Annotated in this window: 18 protein-coding genes; 11 read left to right on the top strand and 7 right to left on the bottom strand. The window is 68.8% G+C overall.

Translation table 11 applies throughout. The features are described 5' to 3' along the window. Nucleotides 1–116 precede the first annotated feature (116 nt). Genes MLG87_RS14720 through MLG87_RS14710 form a run of 3 tightly spaced genes read left to right on the top strand, consistent with a single transcriptional unit; the run spans nt 117 to nt 3034 of the window. A complete protein-coding gene (locus tag MLG87_RS14720) occupies nt 117–893 on the top strand; it encodes a Smr/MutS family protein (protein ID WP_243295854.1) in 777 nt (258 codons plus the stop codon). A gap of 37 nt (nt 894–930) precedes the next feature. Then, nucleotides 931–1842, top strand: coding sequence for a PfkB family carbohydrate kinase (locus tag MLG87_RS14715; RefSeq protein WP_243295853.1), 912 nt, complete (start codon nt 931–933; stop codon nt 1840–1842). Nucleotides 1843–1873: 31 nt separating this feature from the next. Further along, the gene (locus tag MLG87_RS14710) at nt 1874–3034 is read left to right on the top strand and encodes a LysM peptidoglycan-binding domain-containing protein (RefSeq protein WP_243295852.1); all 1161 of its coding nucleotides are present in this window, start codon (nt 1874–1876) and stop codon (nt 3032–3034) included. Between the two features lie 43 nt (nt 3035–3077). Here MLG87_RS14710 and rsmG read toward each other — a convergent pair whose 3' ends face one another. Continuing rightward, nucleotides 3078–3662, bottom strand: a complete 585-nt coding sequence (gene rsmG, locus MLG87_RS14705; protein WP_243295851.1) for a 16S rRNA (guanine(527)-N(7))-methyltransferase RsmG — start codon at nt 3660–3662, stop codon at nt 3078–3080. A gap of 233 nt (nt 3663–3895) precedes the next feature. Between rsmG and ybeY the strand changes: the two genes are divergently transcribed. From ybeY to MLG87_RS14690, 3 genes are all read left to right on the top strand, one after another. Then, a complete protein-coding gene (ybeY, locus tag MLG87_RS14700) occupies nt 3896–4624 on the top strand; it encodes an rRNA maturation RNase YbeY (protein WP_243295850.1) in 729 nt (242 codons plus the stop codon). 88 nt (nt 4625–4712) lie between these two features. Further along, nucleotides 4713–5432, top strand: a complete 720-nt coding sequence (locus MLG87_RS14695; protein ID WP_243295849.1) for a tetratricopeptide repeat protein — start codon at nt 4713–4715, stop codon at nt 5430–5432. Nucleotides 5433–5551: 119 nt separating this feature from the next. Then, nucleotides 5552–6283, top strand: coding sequence for a YebC/PmpR family DNA-binding transcriptional regulator (locus MLG87_RS14690; RefSeq protein ID WP_243295848.1), 732 nt, complete (start codon nt 5552–5554; stop codon nt 6281–6283). A 79-nt stretch (nt 6284–6362) separates the two neighbouring features. On the opposite strand, the gene MLG87_RS14685 is transcribed toward MLG87_RS14690, so the two are convergent. Genes MLG87_RS14685 through MLG87_RS14675 form a run of 3 tightly spaced genes read right to left on the bottom strand, consistent with a single transcriptional unit; the run spans nt 6363 to nt 10836 of the window. Further along, the gene (locus MLG87_RS14685; protein ID WP_243295847.1) at nt 6363–8666 is read right to left on the bottom strand and encodes an erythromycin esterase family protein; all 2304 of its coding nucleotides are present in this window, start codon (nt 8664–8666) and stop codon (nt 6363–6365) included. Nucleotides 8667–8712: 46 nt separating this feature from the next. Further along, nucleotides 8713–10362: a M14 family zinc carboxypeptidase gene (locus MLG87_RS14680; RefSeq protein WP_243295846.1), complete on the bottom strand. Its 1650-nt coding sequence runs from the start codon at nt 10360–10362 to the stop codon at nt 8713–8715. Nucleotides 10363–10365: 3 nt separating this feature from the next. After that, a complete protein-coding gene (locus tag MLG87_RS14675) occupies nt 10366–10836 on the bottom strand; it encodes a hypothetical protein (protein ID WP_243295845.1) in 471 nt (156 codons plus the stop codon). Nucleotides 10837–10903: 67 nt separating this feature from the next. Here MLG87_RS14675 and MLG87_RS14670 point away from each other — a divergent pair, with 67 nt between their 5' ends. The 4 genes from MLG87_RS14670 (at nt 10904) to MLG87_RS14655 (ending at nt 15955) form a co-directional block, all read left to right on the top strand. Beyond that, entirely contained in the window at nt 10904–11869 is a 966-nt protein-coding gene (locus MLG87_RS14670; RefSeq protein WP_243295844.1) for a Gfo/Idh/MocA family protein, read from the top strand. After that, nucleotides 11866–12822, top strand: a complete 957-nt coding sequence (locus MLG87_RS14665; protein WP_243295843.1) for a serine hydrolase domain-containing protein — start codon at nt 11866–11868, stop codon at nt 12820–12822. Before MLG87_RS14670 ends, MLG87_RS14665 begins: the two co-directional genes overlap by 4 nt. After that, on the top strand, nt 12819–14924 hold the full coding sequence (locus MLG87_RS14660; RefSeq protein WP_243295842.1) for a SpoIID/LytB domain-containing protein: 2106 nt from the start codon (nt 12819–12821) through the stop codon (nt 14922–14924). Before MLG87_RS14665 ends, MLG87_RS14660 begins: the two co-directional genes overlap by 4 nt. 83 nt (nt 14925–15007) lie before the next feature. Continuing rightward, nucleotides 15008–15955, top strand: coding sequence for a hypothetical protein (locus MLG87_RS14655; protein WP_243295841.1), 948 nt, complete (start codon nt 15008–15010; stop codon nt 15953–15955). A gap of 42 nt (nt 15956–15997) precedes the next feature. Here MLG87_RS14655 and MLG87_RS14650 read toward each other — a convergent pair whose 3' ends face one another. The 3 genes from MLG87_RS14650 to MLG87_RS14640 are packed head-to-tail and all read right to left on the bottom strand — an operon-like array spanning nt 15998 to nt 19847. Beyond that, nucleotides 15998–16660 (bottom strand): DUF2238 domain-containing protein, encoded by a 663-nt coding sequence (locus MLG87_RS14650; RefSeq protein WP_243295840.1) that lies wholly within the window; start codon nt 16658–16660, stop codon nt 15998–16000. 8 nt (nt 16661–16668) lie between these two features. Further along, nucleotides 16669–19359 carry a formate dehydrogenase subunit alpha gene (gene fdhF, locus MLG87_RS14645; protein WP_243295839.1) on the bottom strand — a complete coding sequence of 897 codons (2691 nt, stop codon included), beginning with the start codon at nt 19357–19359 and terminating at the stop codon, nt 16669–16671. 56 nt (nt 19360–19415) lie between these two features. Next, complete coding sequence (locus MLG87_RS14640) at nt 19416–19847, bottom strand: deoxycytidylate deaminase (RefSeq protein ID WP_243295838.1); 432 nt, start codon at nt 19845–19847, stop codon at nt 19416–19418. A 169-nt stretch (nt 19848–20016) separates the two neighbouring features. Here MLG87_RS14640 and MLG87_RS14635 point away from each other — a divergent pair, with 169 nt between their 5' ends. Beyond that, complete coding sequence (locus tag MLG87_RS14635) at nt 20017–21108, top strand: hypothetical protein (protein ID WP_243295837.1); 1092 nt, start codon at nt 20017–20019, stop codon at nt 21106–21108. Nucleotides 21109–21154 lie beyond the last annotated feature (46 nt).

Here is a 21154-nt window from a genome sequence, read left to right as displayed (position 1 = left end):
TCCGGTTGAGGCCCCGGCGCGATCGCGGCGTTTTGCCTCGGTCGCGTGCCGGATTGCAACAGCAGGCTTTGGGCCGGGACCGCGATGGCCTACTCTGGACAGGACGAGGATGGTTCATGGCGTGGAAGCAGGATCTGGCGAAGTTGAAGCAGCAGCTGGGAGCGGAGGGAGTCCCCGCGCCGGCGCCGAAACCCCCTCCCAAGCCCGCCCCGAAGCCATCGACCCCCACCAGCCTGGATGACGAGGACGAGGTCTTCCTGTCGGCCATGGGCCTGAAAGCCAAGGCCCCCCGCCCTGCCAAGGCCGCTCCCGAACCCCAGGCGGCGCCCTCCGAGGCCCCTGCCACACCGCCTCCACCTCCGCCTTCACCCGAGACCTTTGAAGAAGCGCTCAAGGACCTGAAAGGCCTGAAGCCGATTCCGCGCGGGCCCATGGCCCAGGCTTCCCCAGCCCCGGCCCCGGCGATCAGGCCAACGCAGGCACCACCGCCTCCCCCAGCGGAGAAGGCGCCCGTGGCTCTTCCCCCGGAGCCCCCCAAAGCCGTCGAAGCGAGCGTTCCCGCTGGCATGCCGGAGGTTCCCGCGCCCTCTCCGGTGCGGTTCCAGCTGGCGGCGGGGATGGCCATCGATGTGGACGGCGTACTGGACCTCCGCGGCCACACGCTCCAGGACGCCATGGACCGCCTGAAAGACCGTCTGGAGGATGGCCTCGTGCTGGGCTGGCGGAGCCTCCAGGTCATCCTGGGCCCGGAGCCGGCGCTCCATGAGGGCCTGCTGGCCCTGCTGGCCTCCGGCAAGACGCCTATGGTCGCGCGGTTCGCCCAGGCACCGGTGCCCATGGGCGGCAGCCAGGCCTGGCTGCTCTATTTCACCCCATCCCAGCCCCAGTCCTGATCCGATTGCCTGGTTCGAATCACATGGAGTTCCCCCGATGAGTCTGTTGGTGGTTGGCAGTGTGGCCTTTGATGACCTGGAAACACCCTTCGGCAGCCGCGAGCACGCCCTGGGCGGCTCCGCGACCTACTTCTCCCTGAGCGCCAGCCGCTTCCATCCCGTCCGCATCGTCGCCGTGGTGGGGGAGGACTTCGGCCCGGACCAGATGCGCGTCTTCGAAGGACGCCCCATCGACCTGGCGGGCCTGTCGAAGGTCAAGGGCCTGAGCTTCCGCTGGAAGGGGGCCTACGGCTATGACCTGAACGAGGCCCAGACCCTGGCCACGGACCTCAACGTCTTCGCCGACTTCAAGCCGGTCCTGCCCACGGGCTACCGGGAGTGCGAGTACCTGTTCCTCGGGAACATCGACCCCGTCCTGCAGCTGGACGTGGTGCGCCAGATGGCGAAGCGGCCCAAGTGGATCGCCCTGGACACCATGAACTACTGGATCCGGGGCGCCCGTCCGGCCCTGGATGCGGTCCTGAAGGAAGTCGACATCCTCCTGGTGAACGATGCCGAGGTGCGGGAACTCACCCAGGAATACAGCCTCATCAAGGCCTACAAGAAGGTCCGGGCCCTCGGCCCCAGCACCCTGGTGGTCAAGCGCGGGGAATACGGCGTGGCTCTCTTCACGCCCGAGGGGATCTTCGCCGCCCCGGCCTACCCCCTCGAGAACGTGTTCGACCCCACCGGGGCCGGGGACACCTTCGCCGGCGGCTTCCTGGGCTACCTGGCCTGGATCGAGCGGGCAGATGTGACCGCCTTGAAGCACGCCACCCTGGTGGGCTCGGTCATGGCCAGTTTCACGGTGGAGCAGTTCTCCACGGAACGCCTCGAGCAGATATCCCAGGATGAAGTTCGCAACCGCTTGGCATTATTTTCAGATATGATCCGCGTCGAAGACCTATAATCAGCACCACCTAATCCCCTGGGGGTCCCTGATGCACCAGCCCAATCGTCTGCCTGTCGGTCGGCGGCGCGCCCTCGCGCTGGCCCCCGGTCTCTTCATGGCCCTGACCTTCGCTGTTCCCGCGCTTGTGGCCCAGGAGCCCGCTGGCACGATCAAGGTCGAGACCCACAGTTCGAAATGGGATTATCCCAAGGAAATCCAGGTGCCAGAAGGCTCCCGCACCCACATCGTGGAGAAGGGGGACACCTTGTGGGATCTGTCCGGGAAGTACCTGGGCAATCCTTACGCATGGCCCCAGATCTGGGAGCTGAACCAGTGGATCAAGGATCCGCACTGGATCTACCCCGGGGACCCCCTGATCATCGACCTGACCCGCGCCGTGGCGACCGCCGGCTCCGTCCCCGAATCCGTGTCCGGCCTCCAGCCCGACCGGCGGGGTGCCTACACGGCCGCCAGGCGGCCCGAGCTGGGCTTCGCCTTCCAGGACTTCATCCAGCTGCCCTTCTTCGCCCCCGACGGCGCCGAGGCCCACTACAAGAGCCAGGGCGCCTTCACCCTGACCGGGAACCGCCGGGATGACCGCCAGCACCTCGCCGAAGGCGAGACCGTCTACATGAACGGCGGCAGCGAGCAGGGCGTGAAGGTCGGCGACCGCTTCCTCATCCTCAAGACCGTGGCCCGCAAGGTCAAGCACCCCGCCACCAAGCACAAGATGGGCGACGTGGTGCAGCAGGTGGGCGTGCTCCGGGTGGTGACGCCCCAGCCCAAGGGATCCGTCGCCATCATCGAGCGCTGCCTCGACGGCGTCGAGGTCGGCGATCATCTGGTGCGCTTCACCGAGCCGGCGAACCTGCCCCTCCAGCTCCGGACGGACATCACCGATCCCGTGAAGATGGCCCCGAACTCGGCCGTGGTCGTCTTCGCCCGCGATGCCCACCAGCACACGGCCATCGGCGACATGGTGATCGTGGACAAGGGCACCAACGACGGCCTGAAGGTGGGCGACGTGCTGCTGGCCGTCCGCACCAAGACCTTCCCCGTGGGCCCGGACGACGACCGGAAGAAGGCCACGGAGACCACCACCCACTACATCGGCCAGGCCCTGGTGGTCCGCACGGACGCCCAGACGGCCACCTGCCGGCTGCTCAGGACCACCGAGGAGATCCTCCTCGGCGACACCCTCACCCGTTGAACTCCTGAACAGACTGGCGAAGACCGGGGCCCCTTCGGGGGCCTCAGTCGTTCCGGCGCTTCAGTTCCACCACCACGCGCCGCCCCCGGGTGGGCAAGGCATAGGGATGGGGGGTGGCCTCCCAACCGGGGGGGAGGACCTCCTCGGACCAGTCCGACCCCTTGAGCGCCAGAAACGGAGCGCCTGATTTTCCGTGCCGGTCCCACCAGGCCGTCAGCTGCCCCAGGGATCCGAGGGCCTTGGCGGTCCCGAGATCCGCCTTGAGGGGGGTCATGTCCTCCAGGCGGCCATGCACGGGCCGGAGGTTGGGCAACGGCAGCTCCAGGGCCACCTGGCGGACGAAAGCCAGCTTCTTGGCGGAGGCATCCACCGCGAGCACCTCCAGGTCGGGGCGGGCCAGGGCCAGCACCACCGCAGGGCAGCCCATGCCGGTTCCCAGATCCGCCACCCGGCTTCCCGGGGGAAGGGCCTCAAGGAAGGGGAGGAGCGCCGCCGCATCCAGCAGCAGTTCTTCCCGCCGCTCGGATGGGGCGAGGGAAGTCAGGGCGTGGGTGCGGTTCCACCGCTCGAGCAGGTCCAGGTAGCGGCTCAGGGGCGCGGACAGGGGGGCGGGCAGGCGGGGCTCCATGCCTCCAGGATGCCAGGGATCGGCCCACGGGATTGAATCCTTGCTGGGCCGATCACTTCTCTTTTATATTCAATATTTTTACGCGATTTTGGTTCAGGTTGGCCAACACCCCGGTCTATCATCTGAATGGTGAACATTGATGCATTTCATGCTTCTAGAATGAAAATATTGACGAATGGCTCAATAGCCCCCATGATGTATTCCCTTTGACTGATCTTCCACAGGAGCCGGCCATGACTGATACCAAGCTGCCCTTCCAGATCGATTGGTCGAGCCGGAGCAAAATGCGTGGGCCTGGCGAGCAGTCCCTCGGGAAGCTGCTTCATAGCCTTCGGGATCGGCTTGCTCCAGGCGCTCAGGGTGTATCGCTGACTTATGTCGATGATCGCGGCATGAGAAAACTCAACCGCGAACACCGCGGGAAAAACATGACGACGGATGTGCTGAGTTTCCCCTCAAGCGCTGAAAAGGGGGCGTTCCCGCACCTCGGCGATATCGTGATCAGCCTTCCCACTGCCGAGAAAATGGCCAAGAAGTTCGGTGTCAGCCGGCGTCGCGAAGTCGAGACGCTGGTGATCCATGGCTTCCTTCATCTCTGCGGTCACGACCACGAAAAGGACCAGGGCGAGATGATGGCGCTCCAGGCCCAGCTTGAGCGCGACCTGCTCGAGACCGAGCCCCTGTCCATGAGCCTCAAGCGGGGCCGCAAGCCGGGCAGCAAGGTCAAGAAGCTCAAGGACGGTACCCGGGTGGTGGTGACGGGCCGGGCCGCCGCGGCCCTCGTCCGCCGTGAGCGCGTGAAGAAGGAAAAGAAGGTCAAGGTGCGCAAGGTGGCCAAGCCGAAGGAGGCCATCGCGAAGCGCGGCCCCGGCCGGCCCCGCAAGGAGGCCGCCGCGGCTCCCGCGAAGCGCGTCCTCCGCCGCCGTCGGCCGACCCCTTCCCGGAGCGGCGTCATCGCCTAGCCGAGTTCTCAACCTCCGCGTGGAAAAAGGGGCCGAAGGCCGATAAAATGGCCCTTTGGCCCGGCCCCGGGCCCCCATCGGAGCCCCTGTGATCAACCTCCTGCTCGGCCTGGGCGCCGCCCTCGCCGTGATCCTGCTGTCCACCTTGCTCAGCATCAAGCTGTGGATCAGCGTGCCCATCGGCATCCTCGCGGGTGCCGGCCTCTTCATCTGGCAGGGCCGCAAGGTCCAGCAGGAGCTCGAGAAGATCTTCACCCGGGCCGGCGATCAGCTGAAGAAGCAGCAGTTCGATAAGGCCATTGAGATCATGAAGGAGGGCTACCGCTTCGCCTCCCGCCAGTTCCTCGTGAAGGGCAGCATCGACGGCCAGATCGGCGTGGTGCAGTACCTGCGCAAGAAGAACGAGGAGGCCGAGCCCCTGCTGGCCTCCGCCTCCATGCAGCACTACATCGCCAAGGCCATGCTGGGCATCCTCCAGTGGAAGCGCGGCGAGAAGAAGAAGGCCAAGGAAACCTTTGCCCTGGCGCTCAAGACCGGCAAGAAGGAGAGCCTGCTCTACGCCGTCTACGCCTACGTGCTGGTCGAGATGGGCGAGCGCGACAAGGCCATCGAGATCCTCAACCAGGGCCTCGGCGTCTGCAAGGGCGACGAGCGCCTCATCACCAATCGGAACCTGCTGCAGAACGGCAAGGCCCTCAAGATGAAGGTCTACGGCGAGCAATGGTACCAGTTCATGCTCGAGCGCCCCATGATCCGCCAGGAGGCACCGGCCTTCGCCCGCGTGTCGCGCCGGGCGCTGCGGGGCTGAAGCCTGGCTTCGGGACCACCGCTGCGCACCGGTTCCGAAGTATTGAAACGAATCTTTTCACTCTTCAGCAAACGCGAAGCGGTTGCTGCACGGAACGAACGACTGAAGGAGCCACCCCCATGTCCGGCCACAACAAATGGTCCACCATCAAGCACAAGAAGGGCGCCGCGGATGCCAAGCGCGGCAAGCTCTTCACGAAGATCCTCAAGGAGATCACCGTGGCCGCCCGCCTCGGCGGCGGCGACATCGGCAGCAACCCCCGCCTGCGCCTGGCCGTGGACCAGGCCAAGGGCAGCAACATGCCCAAGGACAACTGGGAGCGCGCCATCAAGAAGGGCACGGGCGAGCTGGAGGGCGTGACCTACGAGGAAGTGGTCTACGAGGCCTACGGTCCCGGTGGCGTGGCGATCCTCGTGGAGGCCATGACCGACAACAAGAACCGCACGACCCCGGAGGTCCGCAGCTACTTCACCAAGTTCGGGGGAGAGCTGGGCGCGCAGGGCTCCGTGGCCTACCTGTTCACCAAAGAGGGCCAGATCGTCGTGGAGCCTGAAGTCTCCGAGGACAAGGTCATGGAAGTGGCCTTGGAGGCCGGTGCCGATGACGTGGCCAACGAGGGTGATGCCTGGGTCATCAAGACCAGCCCCGAGTCCTACCAGGCCGTGAAGGATGCCGTGGACGCCGCCAAGCTCCCCGTCATCGAGGCCAAGATCATCATGGCCCCCAGCACCAGCACCGCCCTCGAAGGCTCCAAGCTCGCCAGCTTCCTCAAGCTGGTGGACCTGCTGGAGGACAACGACGACGTGCAGAACGTGTGGCACAACGGCGACTACGAGGAGCCCGAAGACTGAGGTCAGTCTTCAGCTGCTCGGGGCGCCTTCTGGCGCCCCGAGTCGTATTTTTATGGTTTGGTCATGGCGTAGTCCACGACTACGGCAGCACTTCCCAGCGGATTCCATCAAACCAGGCCGACCCCATTCCCTGAATCATGCACCCGAAATTGAGGTTCACGGCATCCATGGCCACCGGGCCCTCAATGGCGACTTCGGTCCACTCCGTGCCCGTGACGGGCCGCTGCATCATGTTGTCAAAGAACCCCATTCCGCTTGCGCAGTCCACACGCATCCAGAACATCGCCTTGCAATCGGGTTTCCCGTCCGTCCGGATCCATCCACGGAGACGGACCTTCTTTCCGCGATAGGCCGTGGCATCGATGGCCTGCATGCCCGTCCACCACGCGGACGGGTTCTGGTCTCCTTCGAACCTCACCTGGAGGCAACGGGCGCCCTGCTTGGCGCCCTGATCCGTCACTGTGGCCTTGAAGCCCCGATCCTGAGGGTTGGACCAGCCATTCAGCCCACCTTCGAAGCCCAGATTCATGGGTTCTTTCGCCTTGGCTGCAGCCGCCATGGGGGTTCCACGCCCTCCGACAGGCCTGGCACTCGTGGTGTGTTTCACGAACAGGATGGCGTCATAGGCCTCGGCGATGGGCTGCTTTACAAGGTAGCGGGCCGCCTGCCCCTCCCCAAACACGGCGCCGATGCTCCAGGATCCTTGCGGAGAATCCAGCCAGCGTTTTACGGGACCTGAACTCGGCCGGGACCTGAGATCCAAGGCAAGAACCGGATGGCCGGTCGCCGCAAGCGCGGCATCCAGAGTCCCCACCTCCAGGGGTTTCACCTCGAAGGCCCTCAGCCCCTGGGGTGAGGAACCGCCACCCATCGCCTGAAACCCACCTTCGCGGAAGGCAAACCCCATGGAGAGGTAGGACCTCCCCAATTTTTGGCGGAGATGCCACCCGAGGCTGTTGTCCCCACCGATTGAACCGGGGTGGAAGCTGATATGCCCGTTGTGCGCCCAAAGCACCACTTTCGCGCCGTGTTCCCGAGCCTGGATCCACCGGAGGTTGGCCGCCATGGATTCATCCCGGACCTGATTGCCACGGCCGACCTCGGCCTGCATCATCGCAAACTGGGCCAACACGCGGAGGTTCTGGCGCTGGCGGTCCGCATCTCCTTCGGAGAATGGCTTCCCGTCGAGGCGAACGATCAAAGCCTCCAATCCCTGAGCAACCGAACGCCAAGCCGCCTGCTCCTCGTCCGTCCGCTTCGCGTTGTTCCATCTCGGGAGCTTCACCATGGCGGTCCTGATCGCAGCCAGATGCGCAGCCTCGGCCGGGTCCACGATGTCCAGCCAGGCCTTTGCCTGGGCATAGGCCACCGTTTCCGTTTGCATGTCCACGCCATAGAACCGCAGCTTCTTCAGGTGGGCCGGGTCCTCGTTGTAGCGCCGCATCCATCGGATCATGTCGAGGACTTCCTCCGTATTCCAGGTCCAGAAGTAGAGGCCTGCGAGAGCCTTCGCGGGGTCTCCCTTCCCGGTGACCACATAATCGTCCACCGCGAAGGCTTCCGGAAGGTTGGCCTCGATGGCGAACACGGTGAACCCCATCTCCGTAGCCAGGAATTCCAGCATCCGATGTTTGAGCTGGAAGAATTCCCGCGTGCCATGGGTCGCCTCGCCCAATCCCACGACCGTCGCATCGCCCACAAGGGCTCTCAGAGGCTGCATGTCCGAAAAGCCATGCCCTGCCTCCACACCTTGCAGAGGGACGGCCTTCCGCTTGATCCAGGCCAGTGTCTCCGGATCCGCAGGTCGAGGTTCTGCGCTCAGCTGGATCGTGTCGTTCTGGATATCCCCGCGAACGGCCACCCGTTTTCTTCCCGTCTGCCCCTTGGCCTCGACGTTGGCAAGGTAGTCTCCGGGGGCGAGCGTGATGTCGAACCGGCCGAGCTTCACCTCACCGTAGAATTCGTCCCCATCATCCTGGCTGATTTTGGCAAATCCGATGCGGACTCCGGTCAAGTCGAACCCTTGAGCCGGCAGCAGCATGCCCTGGACCCGATGCCCTCCCTTCTCCAGTCGAACCTCGAGTGGCTGTAATAAACCTTCGGCCTTGAGATCCAGGTTGCGGAAATGAGGGGAGAAGGCCCTGGCCGTGACAGTCAGCCCGAAGCGACCTGGGGAGGCTTCGAGCCTGAATCGACCCTTGGCATCTGTACGCTGCTCGGGGGTAGGAGACAAACCCGAGCGCCCGCCCGTCGGAACCAGCGCCACCACGGCACCGGAAATCGGCTCACCGCCAGGTCCCAGGACCCTGCCTTCCACCCGCAAGGACGCACTGGCCGCTATCAGCGGAATCGACAGAACCAAGAACAAAGCCATACGCATCATGACGCCTCCAGGATCAAGGTTCATTCCGGCGAAGCCGGCCGATGGGTCACTCCTGCGTTTTCGCCATCGGAGCCGATGGAACCACGGGGGCTGCACCATCCCCCTGCCCGACGGCCAGGATCGGGAACCTGGGCGGCTCGCCCCACATGCCGTTGCCGCGCAGGAGCACGGTATGGAAGGCGCCCCAGAACACCAGGCTGTCGGTGCTGCGGGGATCCAGCAGGTAGAAAGCCAGGCGGCCGAGGGGCTGGTCCAGGGGCACGTAGAGCGCCCGGTCCAGGTCCGTGGGTGTCCAGGGCAGCTCCATGGGCTTCGGCACCGTCCCCGCCTTCCAGGCGCCCTGGAGCTCCAGCGTGAACACGCCTTGGTAGGCCGAGGACGAGAGCTTGCGGCCCGTCTCCTCGAAGCGGAGGAGAGGCAGGGTCCGCGGCCGCGTGCGGCCTTCCAGAACCTTCAGGCCGTGGGCCTCCAGAAGAGGGCGGACTGCGGCGGCGAAGGCCGGATCCACCAGGTATCCCGCCGGCACGGGCACGAAGTCCTGGCCCTCGAAGCCCACGAAGCTCGGCAGCACGAGGTGCGTCCGCGACTTCTCGCCGATCAAGCGGCCGTTCCCGTCGCGGATGGGATCCACCCACTCGAACGCGGCGCGTTCGACTTCCTTCAGCTTCGCGGAAAGGGGGAGGGACACGGATTCCTTCGTCCAGGCTTCGGTCCAGCGGGCCTGGGCCATCTGGATCTCACCCCGGATCTCGCCGCGGTGCTCCGCCATCCAGGTCAGGCAGGCCAGCACGAAGCGGCGGGTGTCGGCGATGCGGTCGGGCCAGCTGCGGTAGACGTAGCTCTCCGAGAGCACCGCCAGGCGGTTGCGCAGGGCCGGGTAGTTGGTCAGCAGCCGCGGATGGGCGTCGTAGGTCTCCCAGGCCGTGGGGGGCTTCTCCGGCGTGGGCTTGTAGGGCACGAAGTTGCCGTAGTCGTAGGTGGGCATGCCCTCGGCCTTCAGGCGCTCGCGCACCTCCACCAGCATCTTCCGGTTGAAGGCCAGCAGGCCCTCGTCCGCGCCCAGGGTGCAGGCGGGGCCGTGGGTGAGATGGAAGCCGTGGGTGCTGCCGTCGGTGGTGTGGAGGTCCAGCACCGCCGCCGGGTCGAAGTCGCGGAGCATGGCCAGGAGCCAGCGGGTGTTGGGCGCCGCGGCCTTCATGAGGTCGCGGTTGAGGTCCAGGCCCTGGGCATTCTCGCGTCGGCCCACGCCGCTCTCCGTGGGGTTGGGCTGCCAGGGCCGGATGGCGGGATCCAGCGCATCCGTGCCATCGGCGTTGTAGGCGGGCATGACCACCAGGTCGAGGTCGCGCCGCAGGACCGGGTGCTTGCCCTGGAGCAGCTCGCGGACGATCTGCTGGATGGCCTCCTTGCCCTCCACCTCGCCCGCGTGGATGTTGGCATTCACGTAGACGCGGAGCGGATCCCTCCCCGTGCCCCTCAGGCGCCAGGCCAGCAGGGGCCGGCCTGTCTCCGTGGCCCGCGGCGCCCCTTTGGGCTGGTAGGGCTCCAGGCCCGGGGCCTGCTTCCGAAGGGCCTCCATGAAGGCCCGGACCTCCCCCACCGTGGAGGTCCGCCGGAGCTGAGTGCGTTCAGGGACGGTCTCCGGCCACCCGGCGAGGAGGCTCGTCCCCGCCAGGATCCAGACCAGGCGCCGCATGGATCAGCGGGCCGTGAAAGCGGTATCCGCCGTGGCGGGGAGGATGGTGGCCGGCGCCGGACGGGCGCCGAAGAGCCCCTTGTTGTAGACGATGAAGCTGGAGGCCAGGAAGAACATCAAGACCAGCAGGGCGGACCCCCGCTTGCCGGCCGCCAGGGCCTTGGGCGTCATCTCGGACAGGCCCACCAGGACGACCACGAGCAGCAGCTTGATGTGGAAGTAGTGGCCATGCTTCAGGGGGTTCTGGCCGCCCTGGATCATCAGGATCAGGAGGCCGATGCCGGCGACCAGCGCCAGCCGGAAGGACCAGGCCACCACCTTCGCCCAGATCGTCGCGGCCAGACCCCGGATCTCTTCGCGGCCCTCCTCGAATCCGGAGAGGAGCAGCGCCACCACGGCCGCTCCGCCACCCACGGCCAGGGTCACGAAGTGCAGCCAGCGGACAAGATTCACGGCCTCGAGCTTCAGGTTCATGGTCACCCTCGCGAAGAAGACCCCCAGGGTAGCAGCCCTGCTAGGCTCGATTGGTCAGGAGGCTGTCATGTCCAAGCTGCGCGTCGCCGTCGTGGGTGTGGGACACCTGGGCCAGCACCATGCGAGGATCGCCGCCTCCGCGCCGGACGCCGTGCTGACCGCCGTCGTGGATCCGGATCCGGCCCGGGGCCCGGAGATCGCGGGAAAATTCGGCGCCCCCTGGGCCGCCTCCCTGGGCCAGGTGCTCGCGGAGGTGGACGCCGTCCAGATCGCCGCGCCCACGGGCTTCCACCATGCCCTCGGCGCCCAGGCCCTCAAGGCCGGCAAGCACGTCCTGATGGAGAAGCCCCTGGCAGCCTCTCTGGAGGAGGGCGCGGCCCTGCTGACGGCCCTGGCAGCGGCCCGGGCCGCCAAACCGGGCCTCGTGGCCCAGGTGGGGCACCTGGAGCGCTTCAATCCCGCCGTGGCGGCCCTGCGCGACCGCGGCTTCAAGCCCCGCTTCCTCGAGGCCGTGCGCGTCTCGCCCTTCCCGGCCCGCAGCCTGGAGGTGGACGTGATCATGGACGTGATGATCCATGACCTCGACCTGCTGCGCGCCCTGGTGGGACGTCCCGTGGTGGATGTGGTGGCCGTGGGCGTGCCGGTGCTGACGCCCTACGCCGACCTGGTGAACGCCCGCCTGAAGTTCGAGGGCGGTGCCTTCGCCACCGTCACCGCCAGCCGCGTGGCCCGCAAGAAGGAGCGCACCCTCCGCGCCTTCGGCGACAAGGAATACGCCAGCCTCGACTTCGCCGCCCAGAAGCTGGAGCTGCTGCGGCTGGTCATGGGCCCTGACGGCCCCGAAGTGCGCCCGGAGACCGCCAGCATCGAGGAGGGCGAGCCCCTCCGCCTCGAGATCGAAGCCTTCCACGCCGCCTGCCTGGGCCAGGGCCAGGAGGGCGTCACCTGGGAAGAAGGCCAGGAGGCCATGCGCGTGGCCGACCAGGTGCAGAAGGCCGTGGCCAAGAGCCTGGCGGAGATCCGGCAGGCGTGAGCGGGTTCTACGACCTCGCCTCCCTCACCAAGCCCCTGGTGACGGCGCCGCTGGCGCTGGCCTTCCTGGACCTGGATGCGGACCGGCGTTGGGCGCTGGGCTTCCATGACCGCGACACGCCGCTCACGGTGCGGCAGCTGCTGTCGCACAGCTCCGGGCTGCCGCCCTGGCGGCCCTTCACGGGCGAACCCCTGGCCGCGCAGCTGCGGCGTCCCGTGCCGGATCATCCCCTGCTCCGCCCCGCCACGCCAGGCATGGCCACCTACTCGGACCTGAACTACCGCCTGCTGGCGGAGCTGGTGGAGGCCGAGACTCGCGTTTCCTTCCGAAGGCTCGGCGCGATGTCCGGCCTGTCACCCGCCCCCTGGCGTGACGCACCCATCGAGCTGCCGGATGCCCCCGACGCCGAGGCCTGGCGGCTGGCCACGGATCATCCCCTGCCCCCGCGGGATCCGTGCCTGCCCCAGGACGCCAACGCCCGGGCGGGCATGCCCGGCCACGCGGGTTTCGGCGCCACGACTCCGCAGTTGGAAGCCGCCCTGGCGGGCTGGGTGGCCGCGGGCTGGCCGGCGCGCATGGCGGTCGAGACCGCCGACGGAGAGAACGGATCCCGGTGGGGACTCGGCCTCCAGGCGCTCTTCTCGGGTGGAGGCCGGTTCGGACAGTTGCTGTCCAGAATTCCCGCCGATGTGGGCCTCCATGTGATCGAGGATCCGGCGCTGGACATGCCGACCCCGGCGCCGTCCCTCGAACCCGAGCCGGGCCCTCCCTCGGGCTGGTGGTTCCACCTGGGCTACACCGGCCCCGCCCTCTTCTACCGGCCCGCGGACGGAGCCTGTGTGGCCCTCCTGCTCCACAGGAGCGGGCCGGCCGGAATGATGCTCGACATAGAGGCGTTGCGGGCCCGGCGCTGGCAAGCCCTCTCCCGTTTCGTGGGACAATTCGGCGGATGAAGCCCTTCCTCGTTCCCGCCCTGGTCCTGCCCTTCGTCGCCGCCCCCGCCGCCCAGCCCCCGCTGAAGATCGGGCTCGACACCCAGGCCACGGAATGGATCGTGTCCCTGGAGGGCGGCGGCCAGATCTGCGACCGCGCGGGGAAGCCGATCCTGCGACTGGCGCCGGACGAAAAGGTCCGCATCTGGTGGGACAGCCGGGGGGTCTCGGACCCCACGAGCGAGTACCGCATCCAGGTGGGACACCCCCTGGGCGCCGACGAGGCCGCGGCCCTGATGGCCCGCCTCCGGAAGCTGGGGGAACCGTCGGATCGCGTGAAGGTTCCGGACGCCGACACCTGGCGCGTGCTGGTGGGGCACTTCCCCGAGGCGGCCAAGGCCGACCCCCTGCTCCAGAAGCTCCAGGACCTGGGCTTCGAGGAGTTGTGGGTGGCCACGGAATCCCGGGACGCCCAGCCGCGCAAGGGTCGCGCCCTCTACGCCGTCACCGAGCGCTATGAGCGACGCCCTCTGCCCCTGGGCGGCGTGTGGCTGAAGCCCGCAGGCGAGCTCACCAGCCTCAACGGCAAGGGCCGCTACCGCGGCAAGGTGGAGATCTTCCCCAACGCCCAGGGCCGCCTGACTGTGGTGAACACCTTGGACCTGGAGACCTACCTGCGCGGCGTGGTGCCCAAGGAGATGGGCGCCTGGGAATTCCCCAGCCTGGAGGCCCTGAAGGCCCAGGCGGTGGCCGCCCGCACCTATGCCGTGGCCAACCGCGGCAAGCGCGCGGCGGACGGCTTCGACATGGGCGATACCGTGGCCGACCAGGTGTACGGCGGCCGCGACGGCGAGCAGGCCCTCACAGACCGGGCCATCCAGGAGACCGAGGGCCTCTTCGCCACCTATGGCGGCAAGCCCATCCTGGCCCTCTTCATGGCCAACTGCGGCGGCCACACCGTGGACGTGTCCCAGGTCTTCGGCGGGGACGCCCCCTACCTCAAGGCCGCCACCTGCTATCCCGCCAAACCCCTCACCCTACCCTTCGCCTCCGGCGTGTCCGTGACGACGGAGGCCCAGCAGCCCTGGCTCACCTGGGACCTGCTGAGGCTGGCCGCGGACATCGTGCCGGTGGACTGGCTGAGCGGCGAGCGCCTGGCCCGCCCCGCCACCGCGGAGGATCTCACGGCTCCCGTCCTGGCCCTCCAGCAACGGCTGGGCCTCGAGCCCGCGCCCCTGCCCCGTCAGGGCCCCCTGATGCTCGCCCTGGCGCGCGCCCTGGGGCTGGAGCAGGTGGTGGCGGGGCAGGAGCGCCCCCAGGACGCGGCCTACTTCCTGCCTTCCGAGCTCCCCGCCGCGGATCGCCTGCTGGCCACCTTCCTCACCCGGCGCGGCCTGGTGCCCGCGGCTGCCTGGGCCGCTCCGGAGCCGCCCACCCTGCGGCAGGCTCTCGCGGCCCTGGGCCGGATGTGGCAGGACCTGGAGCCCCTGGCGCTGGGCGAGGGCAGCCTGCTGATGGACCGCCAGGTCCGCCGGAAGCGGGGCGGCCCCGAGCCCTTGGCTCTCTCGCCCCGGCTGCTCCTCGCGGAGGAGGCCCCGGACGGGAGCCTGCGCCTGGTCCCGAAGGCCGACATCCAGGTGGGCGATCGCCTGAAGTGGATCCCCGAGGGCGGGCCGGCCACCCTGCTGGTGCGCCGCCTCGATCCCGACGGCGCCGCCTGGGATCGCTACAGCCCCACGGCCCACTGGCGTGTGGAGTACACCGAGGCGGATCTGCTGGCCCTGGTGCGTAAGCGCATGAAGGTGCCCGGCATCCGCGAGCTCCGCGCCCAGCACAACCAGGAGGGCCGGGTGCTGGATCTGGCGCTGGTGGATACCCAGGGCGCCGTCCATCGCGTGCGGGGCATGCACATCCGCGGCCTGCTGGGCCTCAAGGACAACGTCTTCCGGTTCCTCACGCTCGGCCAGGGCGCCCAGCGCCGCTGGGTGTTCTACGGGCGCGGCTGGGGGCACGGCGTGGGCCTGTGCCAGACCGGGGCCTACGGCATGGCCCTGGAAGGCGCCACCTTCCAGCAGATCCTCCAGCACTACTATCCCGGGACCGAGCTCCGGAAAGTCGACTGATTTTTGACCATGAAATCCCATTCTGGGATTGACGGAATGCCATGGCGACCCCAGGTTAGCCTCCCCGGGAGGTGGAGATGTCCATGGACGCCTGGATCCTCGGCGCGCCGCTGAAGGTGCTGCGGCAGGAGGATCATCCGTACCGGGAGACCACCCTGGCCACCCTGGGGCGCCATGAGCTGGGCCTGAGCCGCCGGCGGTCCGCCGCCGGCCTCCCGGCCTGTGAGATCTTCCTGGACGGACGGTCCATCTACCTGCCCGGGGCCGCGGCGCCGGATCGCGCCTGGTTCGACCTCTGCCGCGAGCTGGGCTACGAGCCCGCCCACCACTGGGACTGGGACCCGGCCTTGATCCTCTTCCAGCAGGTGCTGCCGGCCCTGGCCGCGGACTGGCACGAACCGCCCCTGGCCCTCGATGCCCAGGGCCTTCCGGAAGGCGTCCTCAGCCTGGCCAGCCTGCGTCAGACCTTCGCGGAAGCTGTCGCCGACCTACGTCGGGACAGCCTCGGCCCCGTGGGCGCCAAGGTGGCCGAGACCTTCGAATGGCTGCCCCTCCGCGCGGTGGTCTTCCATGACGATGCCCAGCTGCCCCTGGACTTCGAGGGCGCCGGCGCCTGCGGACGGGTCTCCCTCTGGCTGGGGATCCACCGGGACCGGGCCGTGGCACTGGATGGGCCAGCCCCCTATGGGCGCGGTCTCCGGCGCTGGGTGGCCGGAGGTTCCGGAGACATCCCACCCATGGAGGCCTTCCTCCGGGCCGCCGGCCTGGATCCCGACCCGCCCAAGGGCTTCGAGGCCGCCTTCGACGCCGCCCTCCATCGCCTCTGCCACCAGCTCGAGGATCCCCTGGACGCCTACCGCCGCACCTATCCCGTGGGCATCCCCTGGCAGCGGGACCACCACGAGCGCCTCCTCGGCCGCACCATCGTCGACCTCCGGCTGGGGGATCCCCCCGTGCTCATCCTGGACGATGGCACCGAGGTGGCCCTGGAGAACAAGCCCCTGCCCTCCTGGGAGCACGGCGGCATCTGAACTCCGGAGAGGACGCTGGGAACCGGGTCTCAAGTGCTGGATTCAGGCGCCGGGTTCGGGTGAGGGTTCCGGCATCCGACGCATTCGCCGCACCAGCGCCACCACCAGCATGGTGAGGACGGCCCCGGCGGCGGCGGCCGTCATGTCCTTCTGGGCGTCCCAGATGTCCCCCTGGGTGCCGAGGAAGGCGTCGCCCAGCTCCGGGGCGGCGAGACGGGCGGTGAGGCTCTCGATGATCTCGTAGACGGCGGAGGCCGCCAGCACCACGTCCAGCGGCAGGTAGTAGTTCCAGAAGCCCCGGGTCCGGGCCACCCGCATGAACACCTCGCGGGCGGGGTAGGCCATCAGCAGGCCGAAGCTGAAGTGGACGATGCGGTCGAAGGGGTTCCGCGCCAGCCCCCAGTGGGCCTTCATCCAGAAGCCGAGGGGCACGTTGGCGTAGGTGTAGTGGGCCCCGACCGCATGTAGGGCCAGGAACACGGTGATCAGCAGGTAGCTGAGGTCCGACAGGGGGAAACGACGGTAGGTGCCAGCCAACCCGATCACCGCGATGACCACCAGCAGGTTCTCCATCCGCCAGTCGCTGGGATAGAGGGGCCGGATGGCCGTCACGATCCAGACGAGGGCGTAGAGCAGGCCGAGGGCCTGGAGGAAGCGGTTCTCGCGGAAGGGGCGCGGGTTCGGCTGGGCGGCATGGCTGAGCATGCCCCAGGTTACCGGACCTTCGAGTCGGCGGTAGGGTGCAGACTCACCGCCGTGACCTTGTATTCCGGCGTCCCCGTGACCGTGTCCCGGCCCGGGCCCGTGGCCAGGTTCACATAGGCGGCCACCGCGTGGAAGGTGGCGAAGGGCTCGCCCCGCCGGACCCGGTCCGTGGGGCGGACGCGGAGAGTGAAGGCCCCGTGGCGGCTCCGCACCCGCACCGGATCGCCCGCCGAAAGCCCCAGCTCCGCAGCGTCGTCGGGGTGGAGTTCCAGCTCGTCATCCGCCCGCAGCTCGTGGTTCCGGGTCCGTCCCGTCATGGTGGCGGCATTGAAGTGGAACAGGCTGCGGCCCGTGTTCAGCAGGAAGGGGAACTCGCGGTCCGGAGCCTCCGGTGAAGGCGCCCAGGCCAGCGGGCGGAAGGTGGCGCGGCCTTCCGGGAAGCCTCCCGCGTGAAGGACCGGCGTGCCGGGGTGGTCCTCCGCCGGGCAGGGCCACTGGAGACCCCCCTCGCGGTCCAGCCGCGCATGGCTGATGCCCGCGATGGCCGGCCAGACCTGGCGCGCCTCCTCCCACACGGCCGCCGCATCCGGATGCGCGAACTGCGGGCCGGCGCCCAGCCGTTCCGCCAGGGCGGCCAGGATCGCCTGGTCCGTGCGGCTGTTCCCCTTCGGCGGCAGCACCCGGCGGACCCGCTGGACGCGCCGCTCCCCATTCATGAAGGTGCCCTCCTTCTCGAAGGGGCTGGCGGCGGGCAGGAAGACCGTGCCGAAGGCTTTGGCCGTCTCCGTGAGGAAGAGGTCCACCACGATGAGGGCCTCCAGCCCATTCAGGTTCTCGGCGGTCTCCCGCGCCCCGGGATGGCTCAGCAGCGGGTCGTAGCCGATCACCAGCAGGGCCTTCAGCCGGCCCTCCCCCGCGGCGTCGATCATCTGCAGGGCGTTGAGGCCCGGCGCCTGCGGCAGGTCGGCGCCCCAGACCTGCGCGTGGACGCCCTTCGCCTGCTCCAGCTTCTGGTAGCCCGTCAGGCGGGAGGGCTCGCAGCCCATCTGCGCGCTGCCCTGGACGTTGTTCTGGCCCCGCAGGGGATTCACCCCACCACCCGGAATGCCCACGTTCCCCGTGAGCAGCGCGAGGTGGGCCAGGGCCGCCACGCCATCCGTGCCCTGCCGGTGCTCGGTGACCCCCAGGCCGTGGAAGGTCATGGCCGGCTTGGCGGTGGCGTACAGCTTCGCCGCGCGCCGGATGGCCTCCGGATCGATCCCGCACAGGGCGCCCGCCCGTTCCGGAGTCCACGCCCGCAGCGAATCGGCATAGGCCTCCAGGTTGCGGGTGCGGGCCCCGAGGAAGGCCGTGTCCGCGAGGCCCTCGGCCAGGATCACGTTCGCCATGGCCTGCAGGAGGGGCAGGTTCGTGCCGGGTCGCGGGGCCAGGTGGTGGGCGGCCGCTTCGGCCAGCTCCGTGCGACGCGGATCGATCACGATGAGCGGCACGCCCGTCCGCGCGCGTTGGCGGAGGCGGGCGCCGACGATGGGGTGGTTCTCCGTGGGGTTGGCGCCCACCACCATCAGCAGGCCGGCCCGCTCGATGTCCGCGTAGCTGTTGGTGGCCGCCCCGGTGCCGAAGGCCTGACCCAGGCCCGCGGCGCTGGGGGCGTGGCAGACGCGGGCGCAGCAGTCCACGTTGTGGGTGCCCAGCGCCACGCGCGCGAACTTCTGCGCCAGGTAGTTCTCCTCGTTGGTGGCGCGGCTCGAGGCCAGAACGCCCACGGCCTCCGGCCCGCCCGAGGCCATCCCGGCCCGAAGCGCCGAGGCGGCGGCATCCAGCGCCTCCTCCCAGCTCACCGGCTCCCAGACGCCGTGGCGTCGGAGCATGGGCTCGGTGATCCGGTCCGGCGCCTCGTTGAAGCCCCAGCCGTAGCGTCCCTTCACGCAGAGGTGCCCCCGGCTCACGGGCGAGGCGACCACTGGGCGGGCCTCGGTGATGCGCCCCTCGGTCACGCCCACGTCCAGCTCGCAGCCGGTGCCGCAGTAGGGGCAGGTGGTGCGCACCCAGCGCTCCGGAAGCCCCGCGGCCAGGCGGGAGACATCCTCGATGGCCCCGGTGGGGCAGGTGTCGGCGCAGGCGCCGCAGCTCACGCAGGCGCTCTCCCGCAGGCCGGGCGACAGCTCCGGCGCCAAGGCCAGGTCCCCGCCGCGCCCCGTGAACGTCCAGATGTTCTGCCCCTGCACCTCGTCGCAGATTCGCACGCAACGGCCGCAGGCCACGCACCAGGACAGGTCCACGTCCAGGTAGGGATGCTCCGGATGCCTCGCCCCTGGCCTGCGCGCACCCGATGGCGCCACGCCATAGGTATCCAGCAGCTTCCGGAAGGGCTTCCCCGCCAGGCGCGCCGGATCCTCCACGGGGATGCGCCCGGCCAGACGCGTCAGCATGGCCCGGCGGAAATCCTCCAGGGCGGGCGTGTGGGTCTCCACCACCATGCCCTCCTCCGCCAGGGTGCCGCAGGCGCAGGGTGGGCGTTCGCGGCCTTCCACCTCGACCTCGCACAACCGGCAGCTGGAGGCGGGCTTCAACCGCGGGTCTGAACAGAGGGTGGGGATCTCGATGCCGTTCCGCCGGCAGGTCTCCAGCAGCGTGGTCCCCGGCTGCGTCGCGACGTCGCGGCCATTCACCCGCAGGCGGATGGGGGTTCCGGTCACCAGCTTGTCTCCTGAAGGAAGGGGCGCTCAGCAGTATGCGCCGCCTGCCCTGGAGTTCAAGGCTGGCCGTGCTGTTCCCACTTCACGCCGAAGTGGTCGAGGATGTGCTGGCGCTCGACGCGTTCCTGCTCGGCGATGCTCGCGTAGGGGTGGCGGAACACCACCCGGCGCACGCCACGACGCACCAGGGCGCGGCAGCAGGTGAGGCAGGGCTCGTGGGTGACGTAGGCCGTGGCCACGGGGCCGTCGCAGAATCCCAGGGCGTTCTCCTCCGCGTGGCTGGTGTGCAGGCAGCGCTGGCCTGGCTTGCAGGTGTCCGGCGTGCAGTGGGGCATGCCGGGCAGCGCCCCGTTGAAGCCCGCGGCCGCGATGCCGCCATCGCCCCGCAGCAGGACCGCGCCCACCTGGAGGCGGCAGCAGGTCCCCAGGCGGCTCAGCTCCAGTGCCATGTTCATGAAGACTTCGTCCTTCAGCCGGGATCGCGTCACGTCAGCCCCTCGGGAAACCTCCATCATCGCAAGAAGTGCGGGATTCCGGGGCCAGCCTGGGGTTCTCAACAGATCTGAAGGTCTTTGGAATAAATCGTGCGCTCCGTCACAGCGAGATGGGTTTGACTGAAGTCGTAGATGGGCATAATAAAATATAGGCAGGTAATTTATGAGACTCCGCCTTCTGACCATCTTTGCCACGCTGGCCCTCTGCGGCTCCCTTCCCCTGGACGCCCAGGCCCGGGCTTCGGCCCAGGGCTGGGATCCCGCCCGCGCGACGGGAGGATGGGCCTTCCAGGAAGTCGACGGCTCGCTGGTCTTCTTCGACCCGCCCACCCGCTCCCTGCGTTCCTGGATGAAGGGGAACGGCCTCCTGTCCACGCTCCAGGTCACCCTTCCGGAAGTCCGGAAGGCCGCCGCGGCGCCGAAACCGGCGCCGGTCGCGAGCGGTCGCGTCGCCAGCGACTATGACGCGGCCGGGGCCCTCCTCTACGGGATTCCACAGCACCAGCGGCCCCGCGCCGCGGCCACGAAGCCGACCCCGCAACCGGCCCCGGAGGCCGCCTGCGAGGCCGTGCCCGAGCGCTGGGTCATCGACTCCTACAGCCGGACCTGGATGGCCTGCGACGGCCGCCTGGTCATCCTCAACAAGGACGGCCAGATCGAGAACGCCCTGGCGGTTCCCGCCGCCATCGAGGACATGGCCGTGGGCCGCGAGGGCATCCTCGTCCTCTACCGGACCCTGAAGCCCTACCTCGAGAAGCGCGACCTGAGGACCGGCGCGGTGCTCTGGTCCTACGGCGACCGCGCCCAGGTGAAGGACGCCGCGACCCAGCCCCTGCTGGTCCCGCTCAACCGCATGGCGCTGGGAACGGACGGGACGGTGTACCTCGCGGAGGGCGCCAGCCTGGCCTTCACGGTCCTCGACCCAGCCCGGGGGCCCAAGGAGCCCGGCCAGACCTTCTTCACCTGCCACGACGCCCTGCCCGGCCGCGCCCTGCTGGGCTCGGTGGGCCGCGGCCCCATGCTGTCCTGGGCGGGCAAGGACGTGATCTTCAGCGTCTTCACGCCCAGCCAGATCAAGTCCTGCGGCGCCCCCGAATCCAAGGGCCTCGTGCTTGCCCGCTTCGACCTGCTCAACGGCGCCCTGGAGTGGATCCCGACCGAGCTGCCCGAGGGACACCGGCTGGTGGGCCTCCTCGATCACGAGGCCGTCTTCCTGGCCCCCGGCGGAGGGCTGGCCTACGCCCCCATCCGGTGATCGGGCAGCGCTGCCGCCGCCGTTCTGACATTCGAGCAGAAGCTCC

Source organism: Geothrix mesophila (assembly GCF_022808835.1).
GTDB lineage: Bacteria > Acidobacteriota > Holophagae > Holophagales > Holophagaceae > Geothrix > Geothrix paludis.
Note: the sequence above shows the minus strand (reverse complement) of the source record. Positions and strands in the feature narration are given on the sequence as shown.

Bases quoted from the DNA above. Each gene is read 5' to 3' on its own strand.
- MLG87_RS14720 (WP_243295854.1), top strand. From the start codon at position 117: ATGGCGTGGAAGCAGGATCTGGCGAAGTTGAAGCAGCAGCTGGGAGCG.
- MLG87_RS14715 (WP_243295853.1), top strand. From the start codon at position 931: ATGAGTCTGTTGGTGGTTGGCAGTGTGGCCTTTGATGACCTGGAAACA.
- MLG87_RS14710 (WP_243295852.1), top strand. From the start codon at position 1,874: ATGCACCAGCCCAATCGTCTGCCTGTCGGTCGGCGGCGCGCCCTCGCG.
- rsmG (WP_243295851.1), bottom strand. From the start codon at position 3,662: ATGGAGCCCCGCCTGCCCGCCCCCCTGTCCGCGCCCCTGAGCCGCTAC.
- ybeY (WP_243295850.1), top strand. From the start codon at position 3,896: ATGACTGATACCAAGCTGCCCTTCCAGATCGATTGGTCGAGCCGGAGC.
- MLG87_RS14690 (WP_243295848.1), top strand. From the start codon at position 5,552: ATGTCCGGCCACAACAAATGGTCCACCATCAAGCACAAGAAGGGCGCC.
- MLG87_RS14685 (WP_243295847.1), bottom strand. From the start codon at position 8,666: ATGATGCGTATGGCTTTGTTCTTGGTTCTGTCGATTCCGCTGATAGCG.
- MLG87_RS14680 (WP_243295846.1), bottom strand. From the start codon at position 10,362: ATGCGGCGCCTGGTCTGGATCCTGGCGGGGACGAGCCTCCTCGCCGGG.
- MLG87_RS14675 (WP_243295845.1), bottom strand. From the start codon at position 10,836: ATGAACCTGAAGCTCGAGGCCGTGAATCTTGTCCGCTGGCTGCACTTC.
- MLG87_RS14670 (WP_243295844.1), top strand. From the start codon at position 10,904: ATGTCCAAGCTGCGCGTCGCCGTCGTGGGTGTGGGACACCTGGGCCAG.
- MLG87_RS14660 (WP_243295842.1), top strand. From the start codon at position 12,819: ATGAAGCCCTTCCTCGTTCCCGCCCTGGTCCTGCCCTTCGTCGCCGCC.
- MLG87_RS14655 (WP_243295841.1), top strand. From the start codon at position 15,008: ATGGACGCCTGGATCCTCGGCGCGCCGCTGAAGGTGCTGCGGCAGGAG.
- MLG87_RS14650 (WP_243295840.1), bottom strand. From the start codon at position 16,660: ATGCTCAGCCATGCCGCCCAGCCGAACCCGCGCCCCTTCCGCGAGAAC.
- MLG87_RS14635 (WP_243295837.1), top strand. From the start codon at position 20,017: ATGAGACTCCGCCTTCTGACCATCTTTGCCACGCTGGCCCTCTGCGGC.